This window comes from Methylotuvimicrobium buryatense 5G, from assembly GCF_000341735.1.
GTDB classification, from domain to species: domain Bacteria; phylum Pseudomonadota; class Gammaproteobacteria; order Methylococcales; family Methylomonadaceae; genus Methylotuvimicrobium; species Methylotuvimicrobium buryatense.
In genome coordinates, this window is the sequence record NZ_KB455575.1 from 131,307 (window position 1) to 154,902 (window position 23,596).

Genomic DNA, 23,596 nt, shown 5'->3' on the forward strand with positions numbered 1-23,596 from the left:
AGGAATCACACATGAAAACAATCAATGAATACAAACATATGGCTTTGGCGGATCAAGTTCTAATGCCGGCTTTATTAGCCGTTGTTCTCGGATTGTCCGGTTGCCAACAAGAAGAAGGAAGCGCTGAAAAAGCCGGGCAAAAAATCGATCGAGCGTATGAAAAGGGAGAGAAAAAAATCGAACAATCGCGAATCGATGCAACGCAAAAGCTAGAGGCCGCCAAGGAGTCATTGGATCAACAAGCCGATCGAACTACGCAGTACATCGAAGAGTCGACTGAAGCGTCTAAAGAAGCGTTAGAAAAAGCCGGAGATGAAATTGAACAAACGACAGAGGCGGCAGGACAAGAACTTGAACGCGCAAAGGAGGCGGCAATCGACAGAGCTCAAACGGCCGGTGAGTACATCGACGATTCGGTCATTAGCCTAAAAGTCAAAGCCGCATTGGTCAATGATCCGATGCTTCAGGCATCCCAAATTGAGGTAACAACCGTTAACGGCATCGTGAAGTTGAGCGGTACGGTGGGTTCCCAGCAAGATGTCGACAGGGCATTGGAAATTGCAGTCAATCAGCAATATGTCAAATCAGTGCAAAGCGATCTGATTGTTAAAACTGCACCGAGCGCGGAATAATGAAGAGTTATCGATTGGCGGCAATTATGGGCTTGATGGTATTGCATGCAACGCTGGCTAATGCCGCAGCCCAGAATGACGCATACATCGCCGGTTATGCGGCCGGCGTATTAAAACAGGGTTTAAAAATCGATATGCCGCCGTTAAATGTCCGCGATGGCGTTATTACATTGCCTGTAGGGAATTTAAAAGCCGCAGATCGTGCTAAAGCGGTACAACTATTGTCCGAAATTCCAGGGGTCAATGCGGTAAAAATATCGCAAGCAAAGGCTAGCGTACCTGCCGATGAATTTCAGGTTCCGGGAGATGAGACCGTATCGGCAACCGATAAGATTATTTTACCGACAGGACTACTGCCGAGCGGTCATCTTTTCAAGCCGTTGCTGGCCGATCCTCGCTGGGCGCATTTTTCAGCCGCCTACCGTAATTACCAGAATGACAATTTTGACGGCAAGGACATAGGATCGGTCAGCTTCGGTGAAACCATCCCGTTTTATCGTGCAAACTTCGGAGAAACTTCCGCGCAATGGGAAACGGGCATTCAGGCCTCGGTGTTTAGCGATTTCAACTTGGGAGCCGAATCGACCGATTTGGTCAATACCGATTTCATTGCGTCGCTCTATTCCAGTATGCGGGTTGGCCAGTTTTCAGCGTTCGGCCGCATTTACCATCAGAGTTCTCATCTTGGCGACGAATTTTTGTTACGACAAATCGGCACAAAATTCGAGCGCGTAAACCTTAGTTACGAAGGTGTGGACTTGAGGCTTTCCTATGAGCTTCCTTTTGGCGTGCGCATTTATGGCGGTGGAGGCGGGCTGTTTCACAGAGAGCCTGACGACCTCAAAATATGGTCTGCTCAATATGGCGTTGAATTTCGAAGCCCTTGGCGCATGGAATTTGCCGACATGCGTCCCATCATTGCGGTCGACCTGAAAAATTTTGAAGAAAACAAATGGAATACCGATGTATCGGCCAGAGCCGGCGTCGAGTTTGAAAATTTACAAGTCTTGGGCCGGAAGCTTCAGTTGCTTGTGGAATACTTTAATGGTTACTCGCCCAGTGGGCAGTTTTACAATGACAAAGTGGAGTATGTCGGCATAGGTGCACATTATCATTTTTAACCTGGCGGATGGCTGCACATAATAATCCCCTTTGATTGAAAAACCGGCTAATAATAAAAGGTATGGGATGTGCCTACCGAGGACCGCCGTGAACCCATCCATGGAAGCTTGGCGGCAGCCCGAACGTCAAGGAAGGCGTGAATGCAGATTTTGCAGGAGCAAAAATCTGCAAACGCCATGGAAGGCGTGAATGCAGATTTTGCAGGAGCAAAAATTTGCAAACGCCATGGAAGGCGTGAATGCAGATTTTGCAGGAGCAAAAATCTGCCCAGCTGCCGACATCCTCGCCAAGCATACCCCACACCCTTTTTGATCTCCAATTTGGGAATTGCTGGGGTTGAGTGATGAAAATATTCGATTTCGTGGAGTCAAATTAAGAGAAGCAGTTAAGACAACGCTGTTTTTGCACCGATGACTGAAAATGCGGTGATATGATTGACAGTCAATTTAATCTAACCCATTAGACAACAATGACTAAATCTACTCCCGACCAATCCAGCTCGACTCCATCAAGACTAACCGATACACCCGTCGGTGAACCGGACACGACCACCCCGGAGAGAAAGGTATCCGCCAAAACCGGCAGTTCTAATCCGCCTATTATCGGGGTAGGTACGTCGGCAGGAGGTTTGGAGGCCCTGGAACTATTCTTTACGCCGATTCCGGCAATCAACGGCGCGGCGTTTGTCGTCATTCAGCATCTCGACCCAACGCATCAAGGGATTCTGCCGGAATTATTGCAGCGCGTCACGCCGATGACGGTTACCCAGGCTGGCGATGGCATGCAGGTTAAACCCAATTGGGTGTACGTGATTCCTTCCAATAAAGATTTGTCTATCCTGCACGGTAAGCTGCATTTGCTGGATCCGGTCGCGCCTCGTGGGTTGCGTTTGCCGATCGACAGTTTTTTCCGAGCCTTGGCCGACGATCAGCATGAACGGGCAATCGGTGTGATTCTTTCCGGGATGGGCTCCGATGGTACTTTAGGTATGCGTGCCATAAAGGAAAACGCAGGTCTCACCCTAGTACAAACCCCGGATTCCGCTCAGTTCGATTCCATGCCGCGAAGCGCGATCGATGCGGGACTGGCCGACATCATTGTGCCGGCACAAGAAATGTGGGGGCGTATCTATGCTTATCTCAAGCATAACCCGCGTGGTTTATTGGCCGCGCCCGAAACGAAGTTGGAAGAAAAATCGCAAAGCGGCTTGGAGCAAATTGTGATTCTGCTTCGGGAAAGAACCGGCAACGATTTTTCGCTTTACAAAAAAAACACTATTTTTCGCCGCGTCGAGCGCCGCATGGGCTTGCATCAAATTAATGCGATAGCTCATTATGTGCGGTATCTACGCGAAAACCCGCAGGAACTCGATCTTTTGTTCAAGGAGCTATTGATCGGTGTAACCAATTTCTTTCGCGATCCGGAGGTATGGGAGATCCTCAAAACCAACACGATTCCCGAGCTATTGGCCAATCCTTCGACAAACAAGGACCTGCGGGCTTGGGTGCCGGCTTGCTCGACAGGCGAAGAGGCTTATTCTCTGGCCATCGTGTTCAAGGAAGCCTTGGCGCAAATCCAATCAAAACGTCAAATGACCTTGCAAATCTTTGCCACGGATCTCGATCAAGATGCGATCGATAAGGCTAGGCAAGGTTTTTATCCGGCCAATATTGCCGTCGATGTTTCCGAAGACCGCTTAAGCCGATTTTTTAGCATCGACGGCAACGGCTATCGCATCAACAAGGAAATACGCGAGATGGTGACCTTTGCGCCGCAGAACGTCATCATGGATCCGCCTTTTACCAAGTTGAATATTCTTTGTTGCCGCAACTTGTTGATTTATCTCAATGCCGAATTGCAAAAAAAACTGATCCCGCTGTTCCATTATGCGCTGACCGAAAATGGCATCTTGCTGCTCGGTAATTCCGAAACGATTAGCGGTTTCAGGGATTTATATGAAGTGGTCGACAATAAATCACGTCTTTACCGCCGTATTGAAAGTTTTCGGCGGAATTTGGACGTCGATTTTCCGACTAAGCATTCCTCGGTAATTTCGCAAGCACCTGGCGGCTATAAGCCGCCCGTGATCGATAATCTGCAAACGTTGGCGGATCAATTTTTATTACAACACTTTTCGCCGGCGGCCGTTTTGGTCAATGCTGACGGAGACATTCTTTACATTAACGGACGTACCGGTAAGTATTTGGAGCCTGCCGCCGGCAAAGCTAACTGGAATATTTACGCAATGGCCCGTGACGGACTGCGCCATATTTTGTCCGGCGCATTGAGAAAAGCGCAGAACCAAACCGGAGCCATTCATATGCAAGGCTTGACGGTAGGCACCAATGGCGGAACGCAAATAGTTAATCTGGCTGTTCAAGTAATCAGAAAGCCAGTGGCGTTAAACGGAATGTTATTCGTCGTGTTTAACGATGCGTCTCCGTTGCCGGCCAGAAAACGCTCCCGTAAATCGACGAGTGAGGAACAGAAAACGCTGGAGATCGAACTTCTACATGCCAATGAAGATATACAAACCTTGCGCGAGGAAATGCAGTCTTCTCAAGAAGAGTTGCGCTCCGCCAATGAGGAATTGCAATCGACCAATGAGGAATTGCAGTCATCCAATGAAGAATTGACCACGTCCAAGGAAGAAATGCAGTCTTTAAACGAGGAGTTGCAAACCGTGAATGCGGAGCTTCAAGCAAAAGTAGACGACCTGTCGAGGGTCAGCAACGACATGAATAATTTACTCAATAGCTTGGACATTGCCACGGTGTTTTTGGACAGCGCCCTTAATATCAGGCGTTTCACCAAACATATCAGTCGTATATTCAAGCTGATCAGCAGCGATGTCGGGCGGCCGCTTTCCGACCTCGTGACCGATCTGGACTATCCGCAACTTCAGGAAGATGCGCACGAAGTGCTGCGAACTCTGGTCTTTGCCGAAAAACAAGTCGAAGCCGCCGGTAACCGATGGTTCAAGGTGCGTATCATGCCTTATCGAACCCAAGACAACGTAATCGACGGCGTGGTGATTACTTTTATCGATATTTCCGAAACCAAGCAACTGGAAGCGAAATTAAGGGCTCTCAATGATCAATCCGAATGAACAACCCGATAATTCAGATGAATTACGCTGGCGCGCGGAACAACGGCTTGCTGTTAAACAAGCGTCGCCCGCAGGAGTGGCGATCGACGAAAAAAGGTTAGTGCACGAATTGCAAGTCCATCAAATCGAGTTGGAAATGCAGAATGAAGCGTTGCGGGAAGCGCGTCTTCAGTCTGAAATAGCCCTGGAACGCTTTACCGAACTGTTCGACTTCGCGCCGCTTGCTTATTTTAGTTTATGCTGCAAAGGCATCATTCAACAGGCCAATTTTCGTAGCGAGTCATTACTGGCTATTGAGCGCTCCGCTCTATGTGGGCAAAATTTTGCCCATTGGGTAACCAATATATTTCAACTTCTCTTTAAAAATTTTCTGGCAAAGGTGTTTGCGAATACCGATTCGCACAGCTGCGAGATGACTTTACAAATCGGTAACGATCAAAAATGGGTACGTGTCGAGGGCATTGCCGACAAAACGGGTGATTCGTGTCTTCTTGCCGTGTCGGATATCAGTGAACGAAAACGTAACGAGCAAGAATTGCAACTGGCTGCGACTGTGTTTCTGACGCTCGAGGAAGCCATTATAGTGACTGATAAAGACAACCGGATTGTCTGCATCAATCCGGCCTTCACGCGATTGACGGGTTACCTGTCGGATGAGGCCGTCGGCCAAACGACCGCGCTGCTTAAATCCGGGCGTCATGATAAGGTTTTTTACGAGGCGATGTGGCATAGCCTGAATTCGACAGGCCATTGGCAGGGAGAAATATGGACCAAACGTAAAAACGGAGAAGAATTTCTCGAATGGTTATCGATTAATACGCTGTATAGTCAAAACGGCGAGGTCATCCGGCGTATCGCCACGGCTACCGACATTACCGACAAAAAACGGACGGAGGAAATCATTCGTCGGCAAGCCCATTTCGATCAACTGACCGGCTTGCCTAATCGGTACTTATTTCTCGATCGCCTGCAACGGGCTATCAATAAAGCCAACCGGACAGGGCGGCAGTTGGCCCTGATGTTTCTTGACCTGGATCATTTCAAGGATGTTAACGATACCTTGGGTCACGACGCGGGGGACGAGCTGCTCAAGGAGGCTACACAGCGTTTGAAAGGTTGTCTGCGCGAAACCGATACGCTGGCACGTCCCGGCGGCGATGAATTCACGATCATTTTGGACGAATTGGACGAGTTCAGCAGTGTCGATCGTGTCGCTCAAATCATGGTTGAATGTATGACGGCGCCGTTTATAGTGAAAAAAGAACGGTGTTATATTTCGGTCAGTATCGGCATCGCCTTGTATCCGAGCGATGCCGAAACCCTAGAAGAATTGCTGAAGAATGCCGATCAAGCCATGTATGCCGCGAAAAATCAGGGGCGAAGTCGTTATTGTTACTTTATGCCGGCAATGCAAGAAGCGTCGGCGATGCGGTTGCGCTTAGGCAACGATTTGCGGCATGCGCTGACCGATCGGCAACTGAGTTTGTTTTATCAACCCATCGTGGATTTCGAATCCGGTCGAATCCAAAAAGCCGAAGCCTTGATTCGTTGGCAACATCCTACGCGAGGCTGGATTCATCCGTTAGATTTTATAGCCGTTTCAGAAGATAACGGCATGATAACGGAGATCGACGAATGGGTTTTTCATCAGGCGGTAGACCAGGTCGCCATTTGGCGCGCCAATTACCGTGCGGATTTTCAAATTAGCATCAATACTTCATCCGCGCAGTTTCAAAATAATGGTATCAAGTTAAACGAATGGTTTGTTTATTTGCAGGATCGAGGCCTATCCGGGGATTGTATTGCGGTGGAAATTACCGAAGGATTATTGTTGAATGCAACCGCCATCGTATCTGAAAAATTGCTTGCATTCAGGGACGCAGGCATCCAAGTATCGCTTGACGACTACGGTACCGGTAATTCGTCGCTGTACAGTCTCAAAAAGTACGATATCGATTATTTGAAAATCGACAGATCCTTCGTCGCCAATCTAACGGCCGATTCCAACGAGTTGGTATTATGCGAAGCGATGATTCTGTTGGCGCACAAACTGGATATGAAAATTATCGCTGAAGGTATCGAAACACAGGAACAATTCGATTTGTTGCGGCAAGCGGGTTGCGATTACGGACAAGGGAATTTGGTCTCGAAAGCGGTATCCGCAGAGGAGTTCGAGAAGTTATTATCTTAAAGCGCTGCACGCAATAATTTCGCGAAACATTGTTATACCCATCGCAGATCAAAATTCGGCACCAGGGTGTCCGTCAAAGGACGCCGTGAATACATCCCTGTAGGCTCTATGCCAGCTCCATGCTGGCAAAGCCTTTGCCGCACACCCTGGCGCCTCCTCAGGCACTGCCGAAATTTGAAGTGCGAAAGGTATACAATGGCTCTCATGACTTTCCATGATGGGTTTCGCTTCGCTCTACTCCCTTTTGATTGAAAAACCGTCTAAGAATAAAAGGCATGGGATGTGTCTATCGAGGACCACCGTGATTACAATCGCTCTCATGATGTTCCTACAGTCAGTGGATATAGGCTTTGGTGACGTATTGCAACACCATGCGCTGAGTATTAAAAAACGAGCCATTGAGCGCAATCGTGTGACGCATTACATCGATGAAGCGTTCGCGGTCATGATAAAACAAAGGAACGACTACTTGCTCCAGCTTGTCGTATAACGCCGCTGCATCCCGAGCCGACCGTTCCTCTTCGAAGCTAACGGAGGTCGGTAACTCACCGATTGCCCAGCCGGTAACGCCTTCGATACAACCTTCGATCCACCAGCCATCCAATATGCTCAGGCTGGGCACGCCATTGAGGGCCGCCTTCATGCCGCTGGTACCGGATGCCTCAAGCGGCGGTTGAGGGGTATTCAGCCAAATATCCACGCCGGCCGTCATCAATTGCGCCAATGGCCAATCGTAATTGGGCAGATAAGCAATTTTGACATAGCCTCTCAACGCATCCCGCGCCTGATAGATGCGCTGAATCAGTTCCTTGCCTTGCTGATCCTGCGGATGGGCCTTACCGGCATAGATGATCTGGAAACGGCCGACGCCGGCGGAGATGGCCTTTAAGCGTTCAATATCCCGAAATATCAGGTCGCCACGTTTATAAGTCGCATCCCGGCGAGCAAAGCCTATCGTCAAATCTTGGGCATCCATGCCCACATTGGTAACACGATTGACGTGGTCGATCAGCTGGCGTTTAGCCTGATCATGGGCCTGCCACACCTCCTGCGGTGGAATGCCCAAGACATAGCGCAACGTAAAATTATCCTCGCGCCAACCGGGCACATGCTGATCAAACAGGGCCTGAAACGGCGGGCTGGTCCAGGTCGTTGCATGTACGCCATTGGTAATCGAATCGATGCGGTACTGAGCAAACATTTGCCGCAATACTTCGGCATGTTTCTTGGCAACCCCGTTGACATAATGACTCAGATTGAGCGCCAGATAGGTCATATTGAGATAGTCGTCCCACAGCAATACTTCCTTCATAGCCTCGGTCTCGACGCGGCCCAACACCTGGTTGATGAGCTCGGACGGGAAGCGATCATGACCCGCGGGTACCGGTGTATGGGTAGTGAACACGCAATGCCGGCGCACCACTTCGACATCTTCTTGAGTGACACGATCGTGACCGGCTCGTTCGGCTTGTTCGTCCAGCAGCGCGATGGGTAACAAACTGGCATGACCTTCGTTCATGTGAAAGCGCTCAATGCCATGGTGTCCGAGTGCGCGCAGCATAGACACGCCCCCCATACCGAGCACGACTTCCTGGCACAGTCGGTAATGCTGGTCGCCGCCGTACAGCCAATGCGTTAAGCTACGATCCCATTCCGCATTTTCCGCAAGATCACTGTCCAGAAGATAAACCGGCACTATGCCGCCCGTACACCCGCGAACCTCATAACGCCAGGCACGCAAATGGACCGTCCGGTTTTCTATCGAGACCGCGGCCCGTTGCGGAAATTCTTGGAGAAAATCCTCGACCACCCATTCAACGGAATCCTCGGTCTGCATGCCGCCGCTATCGAGTCTTTGATAAAAATAACCTTTGCGATGCAATAGCGTGACTGCCACCATCGGTAGTTCGCGGTCGGCGGCGGCGCGGATCATGTCGCCGGCAAGAATTCCCAATCCGCCGCTGTAAGTCGGCATCGCAGGGTGCAGAGCAATCTCCATTGAGAAATAGGCTATCCGTGCCTCGTCCCTAACGCTATCCAATTCGATTTTGAATTGCTGTGACATGCTCATATCAAGGCTCTCTTAGAAGATTCTAATTTATTGATGGAAGTGAATTTCGAACGTGCCGGCTCAATGTTCCGTGGTGCCTGTCTCTAGAGCAATTTATTGCCATATAAACCTACCACCAGTTCGCAAAATTACGGTGCCAATAGATTATGAATAGACTATGGACGCCACTTCCGCACATTTTTTTTCAATTTAACCGTAAAAAGGTGGCGATTTTCTGTTCGCTAACGCACATAGAATTGACAAAGGCCGCGTATGCTAGCCGTCTTCGCAACAGTACGACAAAGCCAAGTCTGTGGTCGACATCATTATCCCTGCTCGACCTCGCTACCATTTATACCTTTCGCGCTTCAAATTTCGGCAGTGCCCGAGGTGGCGCCGGGGTGCTAGGTCGATTTTGCTCCTCGGCAATTGCTCCTGCATTGCCCTACTACACGCCATCCTTGGCGTAATGCAAAATCGACATTCACGCCATCCATGGCGCTCGCAAAGGCTTTGCCAGCATGGAGCCTTCATGGACGTATTCACGGCGTCCTTTGGCGGATACCTCGGCGCCGAAACTTGACCAGCAAAGGGTATAAATAATATACGATCAAACAGCGAATAATTCCAAGTTATTGAAAAATATCGATTAATAGTTTTGGCATCCTAAATTTATGCTGCGATCACTCAAAAAATAGAACATAACAATCAATGGCTTAAATATCAAGATAGGGGGCTAAACGGTCATAAGCGCCAACTTAGTGCCTATACTATGGTGTATTTGTGGCTTTATTCGTCATAACGGCATGGATTGCCGATATCAAGGTTACATGAGTGTGAAGCTAAGCATTGCCATCCCTGGACCTGGATTCCGCCAATTCCTGGCGGAATGACGCGTTATTTTCTTAAGTTGGCGTATATGAGGGCTGAATACTTACAAGGTAAGTATTCAGTTCCCCTCTTTGAAAAAGAGGGGCTAGGGGAGGTTTTTTAAATAAATCCCCCTCAATCCCCCTTTTTCAAAGGGGGATGCCAACAATACGCCTGGATTGCGGTAATTTGCCAACGGGGTCTGAATACTTACCTTACAAGTGGTGGGGGCTAAATGATTACTGAAATACTGTAACTTGAATATATAAAAACTGATTGGGTTCAAAGTGCGCTACCGTACCGACTGTTAGAAAGTTTTTTAATAGACTGGCACCAGATTCCTAGTAAGTATTCAGCCCGCCTCTTTGATAAATAGGGGAGAGGGGAGATATATTAAATTAATCCCCTTTTTTAAAGGGGGATGTCAATTTATAAGTAATTATTCACCAACCTATCGTTCCCACGCAGAGCGTGGGAACGATAATTGCCGGGGGTCTGAATAGTTACAGTGAGTCTTGATTATAGGTTAATGTTTTCGTATCTATCAATACTAATGAACAATCCAATAAAAGCAAATATATGAATAAATTGATCGCATCAGTAGGTAGGTATGCCGCCATTCTTCCGGCCAGTATTTATAAGTTTCTTCAATCCATAATTACTCAAAACTTTGAGCAATCTATTAAGAAGTTTCCAGAGGACAGTGTCCCAGAAAAATGGCGTTCAAAGCCATAGTATAGTTATTAATAGACTCGTTAAGTTATGTTACTGTAAAATATTCAGTCCCCCTCTTTGAAAAAGAGGGTTTAGGGGAGATTATTTAAATAAATCCCCCTTTTTCAAAGGGGGAGGTAAAGTTCCAACTTATTTTAAATGCAGGGGTCTGAACAATTACATGTTACATATTACTTCCTTTTGATTGAAAAACCGCCTAAGACTAAAAAGGGAGTAATTATTCACCCACCCTATCGTTCCCACGCTCTAGCGTCACTGCCATTAAGTTAAGCCATCACAGAAATGAATAATGCTTGTATTCAGGCTCTGATGCACCTCAAAAGCTTGCCATCCATGGCACTGGATTCCGCCAGTCCATGGCGGAATGACCAGTTTCCGTTAACTTAATGGCAGTGACGCAGAGCGTGGGAACGATAATTGTCGGGGGGACTGAATAGTTACGCTGGATCCAATCTCGATAATCAAGGGACAGGATATTCCACGACAGGCAGACTTCATACCCTAAACCCGGCAAAAAATGCTCAAACTGGGAATTGTTGTAATCCTAGCCGGTTGTTAGACAATTTTTTGTAACTTCAGTGAGGATAAGTCATGACTCTAACAATGAATGCTTCCATGAATCTTTTTGATGCAGTGGGTGTTTGGTCGATGATCACTTCATTCGATCTGGCGGGATTTTCAATATTGATGTTTTTTATCATTTTGTTCATCATCGAAACGCATCGCCCTAGAAAAAAGTTACCGACACATGAGTTGAAAAACTCTTACCGGGTTAATATCACATTGTTTTTGTTCAACAGTTTAGTGTTGTCGATAATGTCGATTGCTTCGTTGCTAATCGTCGCCGAACATTTTTCCGGTGCGGGAATTTTGAGCGGGATGTCGAATGCGGCAATAAAAGCCGCTCTGTCATTACTGTTGCTGGATTTGGTATTTTATTTTTGGCACAAGGCATGCCATGATTTTGATGGCTTATGGTTATTTCATAAAGTCCATCATAGCGAGCCGCATCTCAATGTCTCAACCGCATACCGTGTGCATATATTGGAAATATTGGCGGTAACGCTGATTAAGGTACTCAGTATAGTCATTTTCGGTTTCGATAAAGCCAGCGTATTGGCTTACGAATTATTGATGATGCTGTTTGTCATGTTTCATCACGCAAATATTGCATTTTCCCGTGAACAAAACCTAGGGTATTTGTTTATTACCCCTTATCTGCATCGGGTCCATCATTCGACGGTTCGAGTCGAACACGACAGAAATTACGGCGCGGTGTTTTCGATTTGGGACCGTCTGTTCGGGACCTTGGCCGAATTGGAGCCCAAACAAATTGGCATCAATGGCAAGCCGCCGTTGACGTTTTTAAAATTGTTGAAGTTCGGTGTAACCCAGAGGCCCAAAGCAATTCCTTTTGATGTAAGGCAGGAGACCATGCCGATGATTGCCGAGGCGGCTTATTTTAAAGCCGAGAAACGCGGTTTTGAGCCGGGTAATGAAATGTACGATTGGCTGGAAGCAGAGCAGGATATAGCCCGGAAATTATATACCCGGCGTTCGGTCATGGAGCGCCTTTGCCTCGAGTAATTAATGGTAAGTATTTACCTCTTGGCCGTAATTGTTGTAACTATTCAGACCCCCTGGCCACTGGTGGTAATTTTGGAATCGGCCGTCCGGTCCGCTGATGATCAATGACTACAGCCAAATAAAGCCAAGGGGATTGCTGTCTTTTACGGCAGGTTTCGATCACGCTGATTAAAATGGCGAATACCCGCGAGCCTTGCTCGGTGCGCGTGCCATAGCTGATGCGTCTCAAAATCACCCAGTGCCGCAGTGCCCGCTCGGCTTCGTTGTTGGTCAACGGCAAATGATAGGATGCAACGACCTGAAAGATCGCCTCCCAATCATTGAGCATTTCACCGGCCAGCTCACGCGTCTTTTTATGCGTTGCTTCGCGCAGGCTTTCGCATAGCGCTCGATAGAGCGCCAATGCTTCTTGAAAGGTTTCCGTCAACGGTTTGTCGGGTGGGTCGACACGGGCCTCTCGAATCGCGTTCATCAGCGTATTCAGCAACGCCAGTGTGTGCTTGCCGAACTGGCGGGCCACAGGGTCGAAACTCTCTTCCAGCCCTTGGGCTTTGCGCAGCAGATGCGCCCAGCAGCGCACACGATTCGGGTATCTGCGATAGGTTTGGTAGCCATCGCCCATGAGCCAGCCCAAGTAATCCGCGCCCAAGAGGTTCTCGAGCAATTCAGCGCTGCGGTAGGCAATCCAGTAAGCGGTCACGCTATCCGTGCTGAACACCCACAGCCATAAGAAGGTCGTCAGTTCCATCCAGGATGTTTCATCGACATGCAATAATCGACTGTTGACCACCGCCTCGATGAGTTCGTCTTCGATCGGCATCGCCGCCGCGCCGCTTTCATGCAGGGTGTTGTTGATCGTGCCGACACTGAGACTCAAACCTAACCAATCCTGCAAGAATTCGCGGATGCGCGCACGGGATAGTCGCATGCGATAGGCCAGACACACAATCAAGGCGGCCAAACCCGGCCCGACCAGGCGCCATTCGCTGCACACGACGTTCGGCAAACTGCCGTGGGGCACGTGACGATACGGTTCGTCTCGCGTCACATGGACGCAGTGACACGTCGCTTCATAATAGGTATGCCGCGTCGTGATCAATCTCAAGCCCGGATCGTTCGCGTCAGCCCAGGTGAGGTCAACAGTATCAAAAGCGGTATACGCTTTTTGCTGACTTGCCGTGAACACAGTACCGCAACACGCGCAAAGCTCGGGACGATGATCTTGATAGTCAGTCACTGGCAGGACTTGCTGTCTGCCGAAACCTTGCGCGCCGGGCTGTTTACCAGGTTTACGCACATTATCCGAAGCTTGAGACGAGTCGGTTTGAGAATCTTGTTTGGATTCTTTAGCAGGTGGCGCGGGAGATGTGTTATCCACCTCCTGATCCGGCGTGTCTTCGCCAGCGTCTATAGCATCGGTATCACTGGCTGTATCGTTCGCCTTATCCCACGGTGCTTCACTACTGGGTGGCCGGGAGCTATTGCGCGAGTTTTGCTTCAAGCGCTCGCGTGCTTCCTTGAGATCGTTGAGCAAACGAATCGAAAGGCGACGCAAAGCCTCTTCCGGCAAGTCAAGAAGCTTGTCTTCATCCAGTTGGTTTAGGTCGTGATCGCTCAGTTGCATGGCGCACAGAATACGTCTTGGTGGCTTAAAAATACAGTTTTTTAATGACTGATTGGATGATTTTTGTAGTAGGGGTCTGAATAGTTACTAATTGTTCGCCTCATGTATACCCTTTGCTCGTCAAATTTCGGCGTCGGGGTGCTCGTCAAAGGACGCTGTGAATACGTCCATGTAGGCTCTATGACAGCATCCATGCTGCCAAAGCCTTTGCGAGCGCCATGGATGGCGTGAATGTCGATTTTGCATTACGCCAAGGATGGCGTGTAGTAGGGCAATGCAGGAGCAATTGCCGAGGAGCAAAAATCGACCTAGCACCCCGACGCCTCCATACGCTAATGCCGAAATTTGAAGTGCGAAAGGTATAGTAATTACTCACCCCCCTATCGTTCCCACGCTCTAGCGTCACTGCCATTAAGTTAAGCGGCTACTCACTTAACGCGGGACAGTTGAAGGTTAATCCGTTCGTGGTGAGCCTGTCGAACCATGGGCGGATTAACCGTCGTCCACCCTTCGACAGGGCTCTCCTGAGCGCAGCCGAAGGGCTTAAGGCGAACGGTTAATCCTTAGTGCTTTTGTACCGCCTTAAGTGGGAAGCCAGTTAAGCCATCACAGAATTAAGTAATGCTTGTATCCAGGATCTACTTTGCCTCAAAAGCTTGCCATCCATGGCACTGGATTCCGCCAGTCCATGGCGGAATGACGGGCTTCCCTTAACTTTGGCAGTGACGCAGAGCGTGGGAACGATAATTGTCGGGGGACTGAATAGATACATTACATATGTTTAGCAAACCTTAAATTTGGAATGTTATGTTCGATAACGAACAGAGAAATTCTAAGTAATATAGTAGTATCCAACTTGTAAATATTCAGTTCCCCTCTTTGAAAAATATGGGGTATGGGGTGATTATTTAAATATATCCTCCTCAATCTTTTTTTTCAAACGGAGAGGCAAAGTTATAGCTTGTCTAAAATGCAGGGTAACTAATCAGTCCCCCGGCAATTATCGTTCCCACGCTAGAGCGTGGGAACGATAGGGGGGTGAATAATTACAATGCAGGGGTTATAAAAATTACGATTGCAAGTGATAAATGATAAGTATTCAGACCCCGTTGGCAAATTACCGCAATTCAGGCGTAATTGTTAGCCTCCCCCTTTGAAAAAGGGGGATTGAGGGGGATTTATTTAAAAAATCTCCCCTAGCCCCTCTTTTTCAAAGAGGGGGACTGAATACTTACGATAAATGAGAAATTTTGGGGAGCCTGAATTAAAAATAAAATATTACATTTTAGCGAAATCGTTTCCTCACTTTTTAATATTATTCGCAATTTTAAGCATAGGATGATTCAGATAATGTCAGTGAAGGTTTATTGATTTGAGGTAAGCGCGAAATATTTATTAGCATGTGATAATCGGTTGGTCACTGGCTTGCATCAGTATTAAGAAATGCTTTGTGTCGCCAATTAAACTTGTCATCGGCTAAATTGCCAGGCCCAACTACAACAAAAATGAGGTTGTTAATATGAAAAATTATCGAAGCGTTACAAAAACAATTAAGCTCGGGCTAGCCTTTGGAGTTTCTATGTTTATCCTGGGTTGTGCTGGAGTTCCGCCTCATGAAGAAATCACGCGCAGTTCTTATGTTATCAAAGAGGCGGAGGCTGATGGTGCAAGGCAACTTGCACCACTCGAACTTAGAAATGCAAGCCAAACTCTTGAAAACGCACGGGCTGCTATGGATGATAAAGATTACCAAAAAGCGCGTAATTTAGCGGCTCAAGCAGAATTGGAAGGGGAGCTCGCTAAAGCAAAAGCTGAAGCATTAAAAGTCCAGAAATCAGCTGAAGAGATCAAGGATGGTAATCGTATCTTAAAAGAAGAACTTAAAAGATATCATCCGGCCTATTGAACATCAGGCCGTTTGCATCATTTACGTCATTCAATAATTTAATAAGGAATCTATCATGAAGCAGTTAATCACTGACTTGAAGTTTATTACTGTACTGAGTATTGCTGGATTAATATACGGATGCGCATCAACGTCTCCTAATCCGGACTTAGTCAGTGCGCAGAGACTTTTTGACGAAATCAATGCCGATCCTTTAGTTGCAGCTAAGGCTCCCATTCCTCATGCTGAAGCCGAAGAGTCATTAGCAAAACTAAAATGGATGGTTGAAGACGGTGCCAAAGATAAGGAAATCAAAAGAGTAGCTTATAAGACGGAGATCAAAACTAAAATTGCCCGCGAAAAAGCCAATACCGCCATTGCTAAAGATTTCATCGCTCAAGCTGAAACAGAAAGACAACAAATTCAGATCAAGGCGCGCACGCGTGAAGCAGATGACCTGGCTCGACAACTCGCTGAATTAAAGGCTAAACCGAGTGAAAGAGGAATGATTGTGACGATGGGTGACGTATTATTCGAATACGACAAATCCAATGTCAAAGCTGGAGGCATGAGAATAATTAGTCAATTGGCTGAATTCCTAAAACAACATCCGGAAATAACAGTTAGCATAGAAGGTCATACGGATAGTGTCGGTTCCGATTCTTACAATCAGCAGTTGTCTGAACGCCGAGCCGAAGCCGTTCACAGAGCACTGCGGCATGCGGGTATCGATGATGCGCGTATGACTGCTATTGGCTATGGCAAGACTTATCCCATTGCCACCAATGCAACTTCCTCTGGCAGACAACAAAATCGCAGAGTTGAAATAATCATCTCTGATGAAACAGGCATCGTTAAAGAACGCTAGTGTAACTATTCAGTCCTCCGGCAATTATCGTTCCACGCTAGAGCGCTCATCGTTATACCCATCGTAGATCAAAATTCGGCACCGGGGTGTCCGCCAAAGGACGCCGTGAATATGTCCATGTAGGCTCTAGCCAGCTCCATGCTGGCAAAGCCTTTGTCGCGGACACCCCGGTGCCTCCTTAGGCACTGCCGAAATTTGAAGTGCGAAAGGTATATACATAAGTGCCGGTACACTTGCTGAACAGAGTTTATCGAATCACTGGGAGCGTTGATGTTTGATAAATCTGTGGATATTGATCGTCATTGGCTTCGACAGTCGCGACGAAGGCGTCGCTCCCACAGGGGCGGGCGATAAATGCTCTGTGGGAGCGATCCCATGATCGCGATTTCGAAGCCGGTTTCGTTGGGTGGCAATAAATGGCATCGAGGTCTCATTGGCTAAGATTGCAAAAGAGAATTTTTGACTTATGTATAACGATGAGCGCTAGAGCGTGGGAACGATAAGGGGGGATAATCATAAGCGCCAACTTAAGGAAAGAGCTCGTTATTCCGCCAGGGATTGGCGGAATCCAGGGCCACGGATGGCAATGCGTAGCACCACATTCATGTAATATGGATATCAACAACCTATACCGATATGGCAAATAAAGCCATAAACGCACCATAGGATAGACGCTAAGTTGCGCTTATGGGGGGATAATTACGTCTGAATAGTTACGCGTTAAGTGACAATAAATAGTATCGAGGTCTCGTTGGCTAAGATTGCAAAAGGGTAATTTTTAGCGTAAGTATTCAGACCTCGTTGGCAAATTACCGCAATCCAGGCGTATTGTTGGCATCTCCCTTTGAAAAAGGGGGATTTATTTAAAAAATCTCCCCTAGCCCCTCTTTTTCAAAGAGGGGGACTGAATACTTACTTTTTAACTTATGTATAAAGTTGAGCGCTGGAACATGGGAATGATAGACGAGATGTGAATAATTACATCTGAATTGCCTGTTTTGCCAGCTAGGTTTGAATACTCGATCCCTTTGACACAGGTTTCTTCAATGCAAAAGAATACCCCATATATTTTATTTCTGATATTTATTTTGCTAGTAACGGTGTCTTTTTTTATTTTAATCAAGGATTTCTTATTAGCTTGTTTTTGGGCAATCATTCTAGCTATAGTTTTTGATCCTATTCATAAAAAGTTCAAACAATATTTTAAAAATACCGAAATACTGCCTGTGCTTCTGACCCTGGTGGTGATTATTATAGTTTTTATCATTCCAATTTTAACGATAACCTTAATGATTGCGGAAGAAAGCACTACTTTTTATAAAAAAATTGAAAGCGGAGAAATAAATCCACAGCTTTATTTTCAAGATAATCTCGAGCTTTTTTTACCAATATTCAATAAGATTCCATATGTTGAAGCTGTCAGTGTTGAGCAAATGGGATCGGCAGTAGGAGACATATTCTCTCAAGCAGTAAAATATTTAGCACAACAAGTCCCCATATTAACTCAGAACATATTGAGTATTATCGTTCAATTTTCGTTAACTTTTTACATGCTGTTTTTTATGTTACGGGATGGTCATTATTTGATAAGAAAACTCATTTCACTAATTCCGATAGGCGATAGGATAGAAATAGAGTTATTTAAACGTTTTACCAGCGTAGCGAGGGGTACTGTTAAAGGGGGATTAATAGTGGCTGTTATTGAGGGAGTTATTGGAGGGTTGGTATTTTGGTTTGTTGGTATTCCCACGGCCTTTTTATGGGGTACGATCATGGTCGTTCTATCCTTGCTGCCCGTAGGAAGCATTCTGATTTGGGTTCCCGCTGCATTAATTTTATTTTTACAGGGCGAAACTATACGAGCACTCATATTATTATCAGTCTTTGTTTTAGTTATTGTCACGATAGATAATTTTCTAAGGCCCCGGCTAATAGGTAAAGATATTAAAATGTCAGATTATTTGGTACTCGTATCCACTCTAGGTGGATTAACTTGGTTTTCATTAACAGGATTTGTATTAGGCCCTATTATCGCGGCATTGTTCGTTACGTGTTGGGACATATTGGGAAAAGAAAATATCGCAAGTCAACGGTAACAATTATTGAATTCGCTTGCCGCGTTTTAAATAAGACGCTGTATGCGGTAATAATTGAAAACATCCACCGTAAGTATTCAGTCCCCCTCTTTGAAAAAGAGGGGCTAGGGGAGATTTTTTAAATAAATCCCCCTCAATCCCCTTTTTTCAAAGGGGGACGCAAAGTTACAACTTGTTTTAAATGCAAGGTCTTAACAATTACCTTATCTCTCCTACCCTTTTTTTCCAGCACTAGTCGTTAATAATAAAACTCAATGTGCGGTGACGTACCGACTGTATTCAGTATTATGAGTACGATTATATTCGAGCGCCGGAATAACTTCGGAAATTGCTCAATAACCATTCAACCAACTATCGGGAACTCTCATGAACAAAGATCAAGTAAAGGGTCGGGTCGAACAGGCCAAAGGTAAAGTCAAAAAGGTCAGTGGCAAAGTCATGGATGACGAGGATATGGAGTTAGAAGGTAAGGTCGATGAAAGCCGCGGCAAGGTTCAGTCGGGTTATGGCGATCTTAAAGAAGATGTTAAGAAGGCGACTGATAACTAGAAATACCGAATCGCGCAGTGAGCCCTGAATGACGGGCTAACTGTTCGAGGGCGCTAAGATTCCCAACATTATTACAGGAAATAATCATGAAACATACACACAACAAACTCAGCGTTTTATCGGCTGGTTTCATTTTGGCACTTTTATCCTTAAACGCTTATGCCGAAGATAGCAAAATTGAAGCCCCCATGAACGAAGATCAAGTAGAAGGCCGCGTCGAAGAAATGAAGGGGACAGTCAAGGAAGGCACCGGCAAGCTACTGGACGACAAAGGTATGGAGATAGAAGGAAATATTCAAAAGAATAAAGGCAAGATCCAGAAAGGCTATGGCGATATTAAAAAGGATATTAAGGAAGGCAATTAAATAATGTCAGCTTTGATGAGAGAGCGTCTGACCTGATCAATCCTGCTGCGATTAATCAGTTCTCCAAAAACGGATTTTTGCTCATCGGCAATATTACTATTCCTTTTTGGCTTATACCCATCGAAGATCAAAATTCGGCCTAGCAGCCTGGAGCCTTCTTAGTCGCTGCCGAATTTTCAAGTACGAAGGGTATATAAATAAAACAACTTTCATAAAGCGTGGAGTGTGTCAATCAAGACGACACACTTTCATTTAACTTTTCTTTGGAGTATCCCATGCATCAATCTTCCCACACCGATTCCGCTATGCAAGCCTGCATAGAGACTTGTACGCGTTGCCATCAGGTTTGCTTGCAAACCGCTATGAATCATTGCCTGGAAACCGGCGGAAAGCACGTCGAGGCCGAACATTTCCGTCTGATGATGAACTGTGCCGAGATTTGCCAGACCTCGGCGAATTTCCAACTGAGTAGCTCTCGTTTCCAGCATCGCCTCCACGAAGTTTGCGCCGAGATTTGCGAAGCGTGCGCATCCGATTGCAAGGAAATCGGCGATATGGACGAATGTGTTGAAGCGTGTCAAGCATGTGCCGACAGTTGCCGGAAAATGATAAGCGCTCAGCATTAAGGCCATGTGGTATCCAAGGATAGTTTTTTTATGCTCGGTAATGACGACAGTGCTGACCGCATGCGGCGAGTCGGCACTGTTGCCGATTTCTGCGGGTATCGGTCCTAATCCACAATTACCGCCACCCAACCCGACGTTGATTCCCACTGTAAACATCGCTAAGGCTGTGGGCTGGCCATCAAATATAAAACCTGTGCCGGCGCCTGGTATGACCGTAAATGCCTTTGCCGGCAATCTCGATCATCCGCGCTGGCTCTATGTGTTACCGAATGGAGATGTACTCGTTGCCGAGACCAATGCGCCGCAACAGTCCGACGATAGTTGGAGCATCAAAGGCTGGATGATGAAGCGGGCGATGAAAAAGGCTGGCGCAGCTAGTCCGAGCGCTAATCGCATCACCTTGCTGCGAGATAGCGATGGCGACGGTGTAGCGGAAATACGAACGGTGTTTATCGAGGGACTCAACTCGCCGTTCGGCATGGCGCTGGTCGGCAACGATTTCTACGTGGCGAACACGGATGCGCTGGTGAAGTTTCACTATACCGAAGGCGCAACTCGAATCACTCAACCGGGCACCAAGGTTCTGGATCTGCCGGCTGGGCCAATCAATCACCACTGGACCAAAAACCTCTTGGCCAGTGAAGATGGTGCAAGGCTTTATGTGACAGTGGGTTCTAACAGTAATATTGCCGAAAGTGGAATTGAACAAGAAGTCGGTCGCGCTGCCATTTGGGAGGTGGATCCTAGGAACGGCAATTACCGCATTTACGCATCGGGATTGCGCAATCCTAATGGACTTGCGTGGGAGCCGGATGGCGGAGCGCTTTGGACCGTAGTCAACGAGCGCGATGAGCTCGGGAGCGACTTGGTTCCGGATTATCTGACATCGGTACCCGATGGCAGCTTCTTCGGTTGGCCTTACAGTTACTTTGGCCAACATGTGGATATACGCGTTAAGCCTCAGCGGCCCGACTTAGTCGCTGAGGCAAGGGTTCCGGATTATGCGCTGGGTTCTCATACCGCTTCACTCGGTTTGGCATATTCAAAAAGTTCCATTTGGCCGGCGCCATTCGATAATGGGGTTTTCATCGGTCAGCACGGTTCATGGAACCGCAAGCCACGCAGCGGCTATCAGGTCATCTTCATCCCTTTTCGTGTTGGCAAGCCTTTCGGTGAGCCCATCGAAGTATTGACGGGTTTTGTTAGTGAAGCCGGTGAAGCTTACGGTAGGCCTGTGGGGGTTGCGCTCGACAAACAATCGGCTTTACTGGTCGTTGATGATGTCGGCAATACTATCTGGCGTGTAACGGCGCCGCCAACCACGGCTACTGCCTCAACCCGATCGCAAGCCGCGCACTAAGAATAGCAACTGGCAAGGCTCGGACGCAGTATGAGCCTATCGGGCTTTGCAACCCCGTCTTAAACGTTTTGACTTTGGCCGAAGTTAGCCGAAATATTTAGGGCAAACCGAAACGTTGGGGACGGGTTAAATAACCCGTCCCGCAGAAGTGGCTACGACTGGCCACTGCTCGGACAATTGGCTTCAGCAAGCTGAAGCATCTTGCTAATCAGGTCCGACAATGACGATAACTGTTTAACTCACTCAGATTAGGAAAACTCATCATGAGCACTATTATCACCCAAGACGGAACAGAGATTTATTACAAGGACTGGGGTGCTGGACAACCCGTCTTCTTCAGCCACGGTTGGCCACTCAACGCCGATGCCTTTGAAAGCCAGATGTTATTTTTGGCATCCCACGGCTACCGCTGCATTGCGCATGACAGACGCGGTCACGGCCGTTCGAGTCAACCATGGAACGGTAACGACATGGATACTTACGCGGACGATTTGTCGGAACTTATTGAAAGCCTAGACCTGAACGGTATTACCTTGGTAGGTCATTCGACCGGCGGCGGCGAAGTTGCCCGATACATCGGTCGTTACGGCAGTCAACGTGTCGCTAAGGTCGTGCTGATAGGGTCGGTATCTCCACAGATGGTCAAGACGGACAATAATCCGACTGGTTTGCCGATCAAGGTGTTTGACGATATTCGTAGCGGCGTCGCCGCCGACCGCTCACAATTCTTTATGGATCTCACGGCGCCGTTCTACGGCATTAACCGATCGGGCGCCAAAACTAGCCAAGGCGTGCGTGAAGCCTTCTGGTTGCAAGGCATGCAGGGCGGCCTCAAGAATCAACTGGATTGTATCAGGGCGTTTTCCGAAACGGATTTTACCGAGGATCTCAAGAAATGCGATAGGCCGACTTTGATTATCCATGGCGACGACGATCAGATTGTACCGATCGACGCATCGGCGCACGCGTCGTTAAAACTTGTTCAAAATGCGACTCTAAAGGTTTATTCAGGCGGCCCGCATGGCTTGGCCGAAACACATAAAGAACAACTGAATACCGACTTGCTTGCCTTTCTCGACATCTGAGCGGACAGGGTAAGTTGCAACGCAGAATTGACTTGTTGATGTCTTTATCGGCTTGGTAACATCCGCAAGTCGCCGCTTCTAGACTGGCCAGTCGAGAATCCTGGCATCCTCTTGGCGATAACTGATAAAATCCGGATGCGCGCCGCATTGTCGGCAAAGCAAATAAACGGCCGTTTTTTCCGGTTCAAGCGACGGCTGAAGGTATAAGCGACGATGAGTCAGCAAAGAGGCATGAATGATGAAGAAAAAGATGGAGGCGGTTGAGATTCGTAAATCGCTAAGAAAAGAAGCGGAATCCATGGTGGCTAGCTTATCAGTGGATGAAAAATCGGCCCGTCCTAGCGAAGTTTTGATGCATGAGCTCATTATTCATAAGATTGAATTGGAGCTGCAAAATCAGGAGTTACGAAAAGCTCGCACCTTACTGGAAGATGCGCTGGATCGATATGTCGATCTCTATGAGTTCGCACCGGTCGCCTACATTACGGTTAACAGGGATGGTTTGATTAGCGAAATCAACTTGACCGGGGCGGCACTGTTGGGTGTCGATCGCGCTAAACTGATCAATAGCCGTTTCTCTAAGTTTGTTTCTCCTCAGGACAGTGACCGTTGGTATCGACTGTTTTTGAATATGAAGGAAAAACCTGAAGGGGAAAAGCAAAGATTCGGTTTAACGATGATGCGTGCCGATGGGACTCTTTTTTCCGGTTATCTCGATTGTTTGCATCGCGAATCTTTGGATGCCTCTTCGAAGTTGCGGGTCGCTTTGACCGATATTACTCAACAAGATGCCTCTTTCGAACAGATCGAATGACCGGTGTTCTTATATCCCTGATCAATCG

17 protein-coding genes are annotated in these 23,596 nt (G+C 47.3%); 14 read left to right on the forward strand and 3 right to left on the reverse strand.

Translation table 11 applies throughout. The features are described from left to right. Positions 1 to 11: 11 nt before the first annotated feature. The 5 genes from METBU_RS0100650 to METBU_RS0100670 all read left to right on the forward strand — a co-directional run bounded on the left by METBU_RS0100650 (position 12) and on the right by METBU_RS0100670 (position 7,054). Positions 12 to 632, forward strand: coding sequence for a BON domain-containing protein (locus tag METBU_RS0100650; protein WP_017838788.1), 621 nt, complete (start codon positions 12 to 14; stop codon positions 630 to 632). Next, complete coding sequence (locus METBU_RS0100655) at positions 632 to 1,753, forward strand: DUF1207 domain-containing protein (protein ID WP_017838789.1); 1,122 nt, start codon at positions 632 to 634, stop codon at positions 1,751 to 1,753. The genes METBU_RS0100650 and METBU_RS0100655 overlap by 1 nt, the downstream gene beginning before the upstream one ends. 190 nt (positions 1,754 to 1,943) lie before the next feature. Further along, entirely contained in the window at positions 1,944 to 2,066 is a 123-nt protein-coding gene (locus METBU_RS28890; RefSeq protein WP_017838790.1) for a hypothetical protein, read from the forward strand. A 157-nt stretch (positions 2,067 to 2,223) separates the two neighbouring features. Further along, positions 2,224 to 4,863 carry a chemotaxis protein CheB gene (locus METBU_RS23000; RefSeq protein WP_083877581.1) on the forward strand — a complete coding sequence of 880 codons (2,640 nt, stop codon included), beginning with the start codon at positions 2,224 to 2,226 and terminating at the stop codon, positions 4,861 to 4,863. Then, the gene (locus METBU_RS0100670) at positions 4,847 to 7,054 is read left to right on the forward strand and encodes a sensor domain-containing protein (RefSeq protein WP_017838792.1); all 2,208 of its coding nucleotides are present in this window, start codon (positions 4,847 to 4,849) and stop codon (positions 7,052 to 7,054) included. The genes METBU_RS23000 and METBU_RS0100670 overlap by 17 nt, the downstream gene beginning before the upstream one ends. 334 nt (positions 7,055 to 7,388) lie before the next feature. On the opposite strand, the gene glgP is transcribed toward METBU_RS0100670, so the two are convergent. After that, positions 7,389 to 9,125 (reverse strand): alpha-glucan family phosphorylase, encoded by a 1,737-nt coding sequence (glgP, locus tag METBU_RS0100675; protein ID WP_017838793.1) that lies wholly within the window; start codon positions 9,123 to 9,125, stop codon positions 7,389 to 7,391. Between the two features lie 2,175 nt (positions 9,126 to 11,300). Between glgP and METBU_RS23005 the strand changes: the two genes are divergently transcribed. Further along, complete coding sequence (locus METBU_RS23005) at positions 11,301 to 12,296, forward strand: sterol desaturase family protein (RefSeq protein ID WP_051056227.1); 996 nt, start codon at positions 11,301 to 11,303, stop codon at positions 12,294 to 12,296. A 40-nt stretch (positions 12,297 to 12,336) separates the two neighbouring features. On the opposite strand, the gene tnpC is transcribed toward METBU_RS23005, so the two are convergent. Next, on the reverse strand, positions 12,337 to 13,920 hold the full coding sequence (tnpC, locus tag METBU_RS0100685; protein ID WP_017838795.1) for an IS66 family transposase: 1,584 nt from the start codon (positions 13,918 to 13,920) through the stop codon (positions 12,337 to 12,339). Between the two features lie 1,519 nt (positions 13,921 to 15,439). Here tnpC and METBU_RS23010 point away from each other — a divergent pair. The 5 genes from METBU_RS23010 (at position 15,440) to METBU_RS0100710 (ending at position 19,683) form a co-directional block, all read left to right on the forward strand. Next, complete coding sequence (locus METBU_RS23010; RefSeq protein ID WP_083877582.1) at positions 15,440 to 15,826, forward strand: DUF4398 domain-containing protein; 387 nt, start codon at positions 15,440 to 15,442, stop codon at positions 15,824 to 15,826. Between the two features lie 55 nt (positions 15,827 to 15,881). Beyond that, complete coding sequence (locus METBU_RS0100695) at positions 15,882 to 16,673, forward strand: OmpA family protein (protein WP_017838797.1); 792 nt, start codon at positions 15,882 to 15,884, stop codon at positions 16,671 to 16,673. A 1,046-nt stretch (positions 16,674 to 17,719) separates the two neighbouring features. After that, positions 17,720 to 18,769 carry an AI-2E family transporter gene (locus METBU_RS0100700; protein ID WP_017838798.1) on the forward strand — a complete coding sequence of 350 codons (1,050 nt, stop codon included), beginning with the start codon at positions 17,720 to 17,722 and terminating at the stop codon, positions 18,767 to 18,769. Positions 18,770 to 19,135: 366 nt separating this feature from the next. Next, complete coding sequence (locus METBU_RS0100705; RefSeq protein ID WP_014148984.1) at positions 19,136 to 19,318, forward strand: CsbD family protein; 183 nt, start codon at positions 19,136 to 19,138, stop codon at positions 19,316 to 19,318. A gap of 86 nt (positions 19,319 to 19,404) precedes the next feature. Then, positions 19,405 to 19,683: a CsbD family protein gene (locus METBU_RS0100710; protein ID WP_017838799.1), complete on the forward strand. Its 279-nt coding sequence runs from the start codon at positions 19,405 to 19,407 to the stop codon at positions 19,681 to 19,683. A gap of 248 nt (positions 19,684 to 19,931) precedes the next feature. On the opposite strand, the gene METBU_RS28595 is transcribed toward METBU_RS0100710, so the two are convergent. After that, positions 19,932 to 20,543: a hypothetical protein gene (locus tag METBU_RS28595; protein WP_017838800.1), complete on the reverse strand. Its 612-nt coding sequence runs from the start codon at positions 20,541 to 20,543 to the stop codon at positions 19,932 to 19,934. Here METBU_RS28595 and METBU_RS23015 point away from each other — a divergent pair. The 3 genes from METBU_RS23015 (at position 20,518) to METBU_RS0100730 (ending at position 23,568) form a co-directional block, all read left to right on the forward strand. Next, positions 20,518 to 21,669, forward strand: coding sequence for a PQQ-dependent sugar dehydrogenase (locus METBU_RS23015; protein ID WP_017838801.1), 1,152 nt, complete (start codon positions 20,518 to 20,520; stop codon positions 21,667 to 21,669). The two genes, METBU_RS28595 and METBU_RS23015, sit on opposite strands and share 26 nt — an antisense overlap. A gap of 263 nt (positions 21,670 to 21,932) precedes the next feature. Continuing rightward, complete coding sequence (locus METBU_RS0100725) at positions 21,933 to 22,754, forward strand: alpha/beta fold hydrolase (RefSeq protein WP_017838802.1); 822 nt, start codon at positions 21,933 to 21,935, stop codon at positions 22,752 to 22,754. A gap of 235 nt (positions 22,755 to 22,989) precedes the next feature. Next, entirely contained in the window at positions 22,990 to 23,568 is a 579-nt protein-coding gene (locus METBU_RS0100730; protein ID WP_235726363.1) for a PAS domain-containing protein, read from the forward strand. The last annotated feature ends 28 nt before the right edge of the window (positions 23,569 to 23,596 follow it).

Excerpts from the sequence above, each read along its gene's own strand:
- METBU_RS0100710 (WP_017838799.1), top strand. The coding sequence starts at position 19,405 with ATGAAACATACACACAACAAACTCAGCGTTTTATCGGCTGGTTTCATT.
- METBU_RS0100725 (WP_017838802.1), top strand. The coding sequence starts at position 21,933 with ATGAGCACTATTATCACCCAAGACGGAACAGAGATTTATTACAAGGAC.
- METBU_RS28890 (WP_017838790.1), top strand. The coding sequence starts at position 1,944 with ATGCAGATTTTGCAGGAGCAAAAATTTGCAAACGCCATGGAAGGCGTG.
- tnpC (WP_017838795.1), bottom strand. The coding sequence starts at position 13,920 with ATGCAACTGAGCGATCACGACCTAAACCAACTGGATGAAGACAAGCTT.
- METBU_RS0100700 (WP_017838798.1), top strand. The coding sequence starts at position 17,720 with ATGCAAAAGAATACCCCATATATTTTATTTCTGATATTTATTTTGCTA.
- METBU_RS0100650 (WP_017838788.1), top strand. The coding sequence starts at position 12 with ATGAAAACAATCAATGAATACAAACATATGGCTTTGGCGGATCAAGTT.
- METBU_RS23000 (WP_083877581.1), top strand. The coding sequence starts at position 2,224 with ATGACTAAATCTACTCCCGACCAATCCAGCTCGACTCCATCAAGACTA.
- METBU_RS23005 (WP_051056227.1), top strand. The coding sequence starts at position 11,301 with ATGACTCTAACAATGAATGCTTCCATGAATCTTTTTGATGCAGTGGGT.
- METBU_RS0100695 (WP_017838797.1), top strand. The coding sequence starts at position 15,882 with ATGAAGCAGTTAATCACTGACTTGAAGTTTATTACTGTACTGAGTATT.
- METBU_RS0100655 (WP_017838789.1), top strand. The coding sequence starts at position 632 with ATGAAGAGTTATCGATTGGCGGCAATTATGGGCTTGATGGTATTGCAT.
- METBU_RS23010 (WP_083877582.1), top strand. The coding sequence starts at position 15,440 with ATGAAAAATTATCGAAGCGTTACAAAAACAATTAAGCTCGGGCTAGCC.
- METBU_RS0100705 (WP_014148984.1), top strand. The coding sequence starts at position 19,136 with ATGAACAAAGATCAAGTAAAGGGTCGGGTCGAACAGGCCAAAGGTAAA.
- METBU_RS0100670 (WP_017838792.1), top strand. The coding sequence starts at position 4,847 with ATGATCAATCCGAATGAACAACCCGATAATTCAGATGAATTACGCTGG.
- METBU_RS23015 (WP_017838801.1), top strand. The coding sequence starts at position 20,518 with ATGACCGTAAATGCCTTTGCCGGCAATCTCGATCATCCGCGCTGGCTC.
- METBU_RS0100730 (WP_235726363.1), top strand. The coding sequence starts at position 22,990 with ATGATGAAGAAAAAGATGGAGGCGGTTGAGATTCGTAAATCGCTAAGA.
- glgP (WP_017838793.1), bottom strand. The coding sequence starts at position 9,125 with ATGAGCATGTCACAGCAATTCAAAATCGAATTGGATAGCGTTAGGGAC.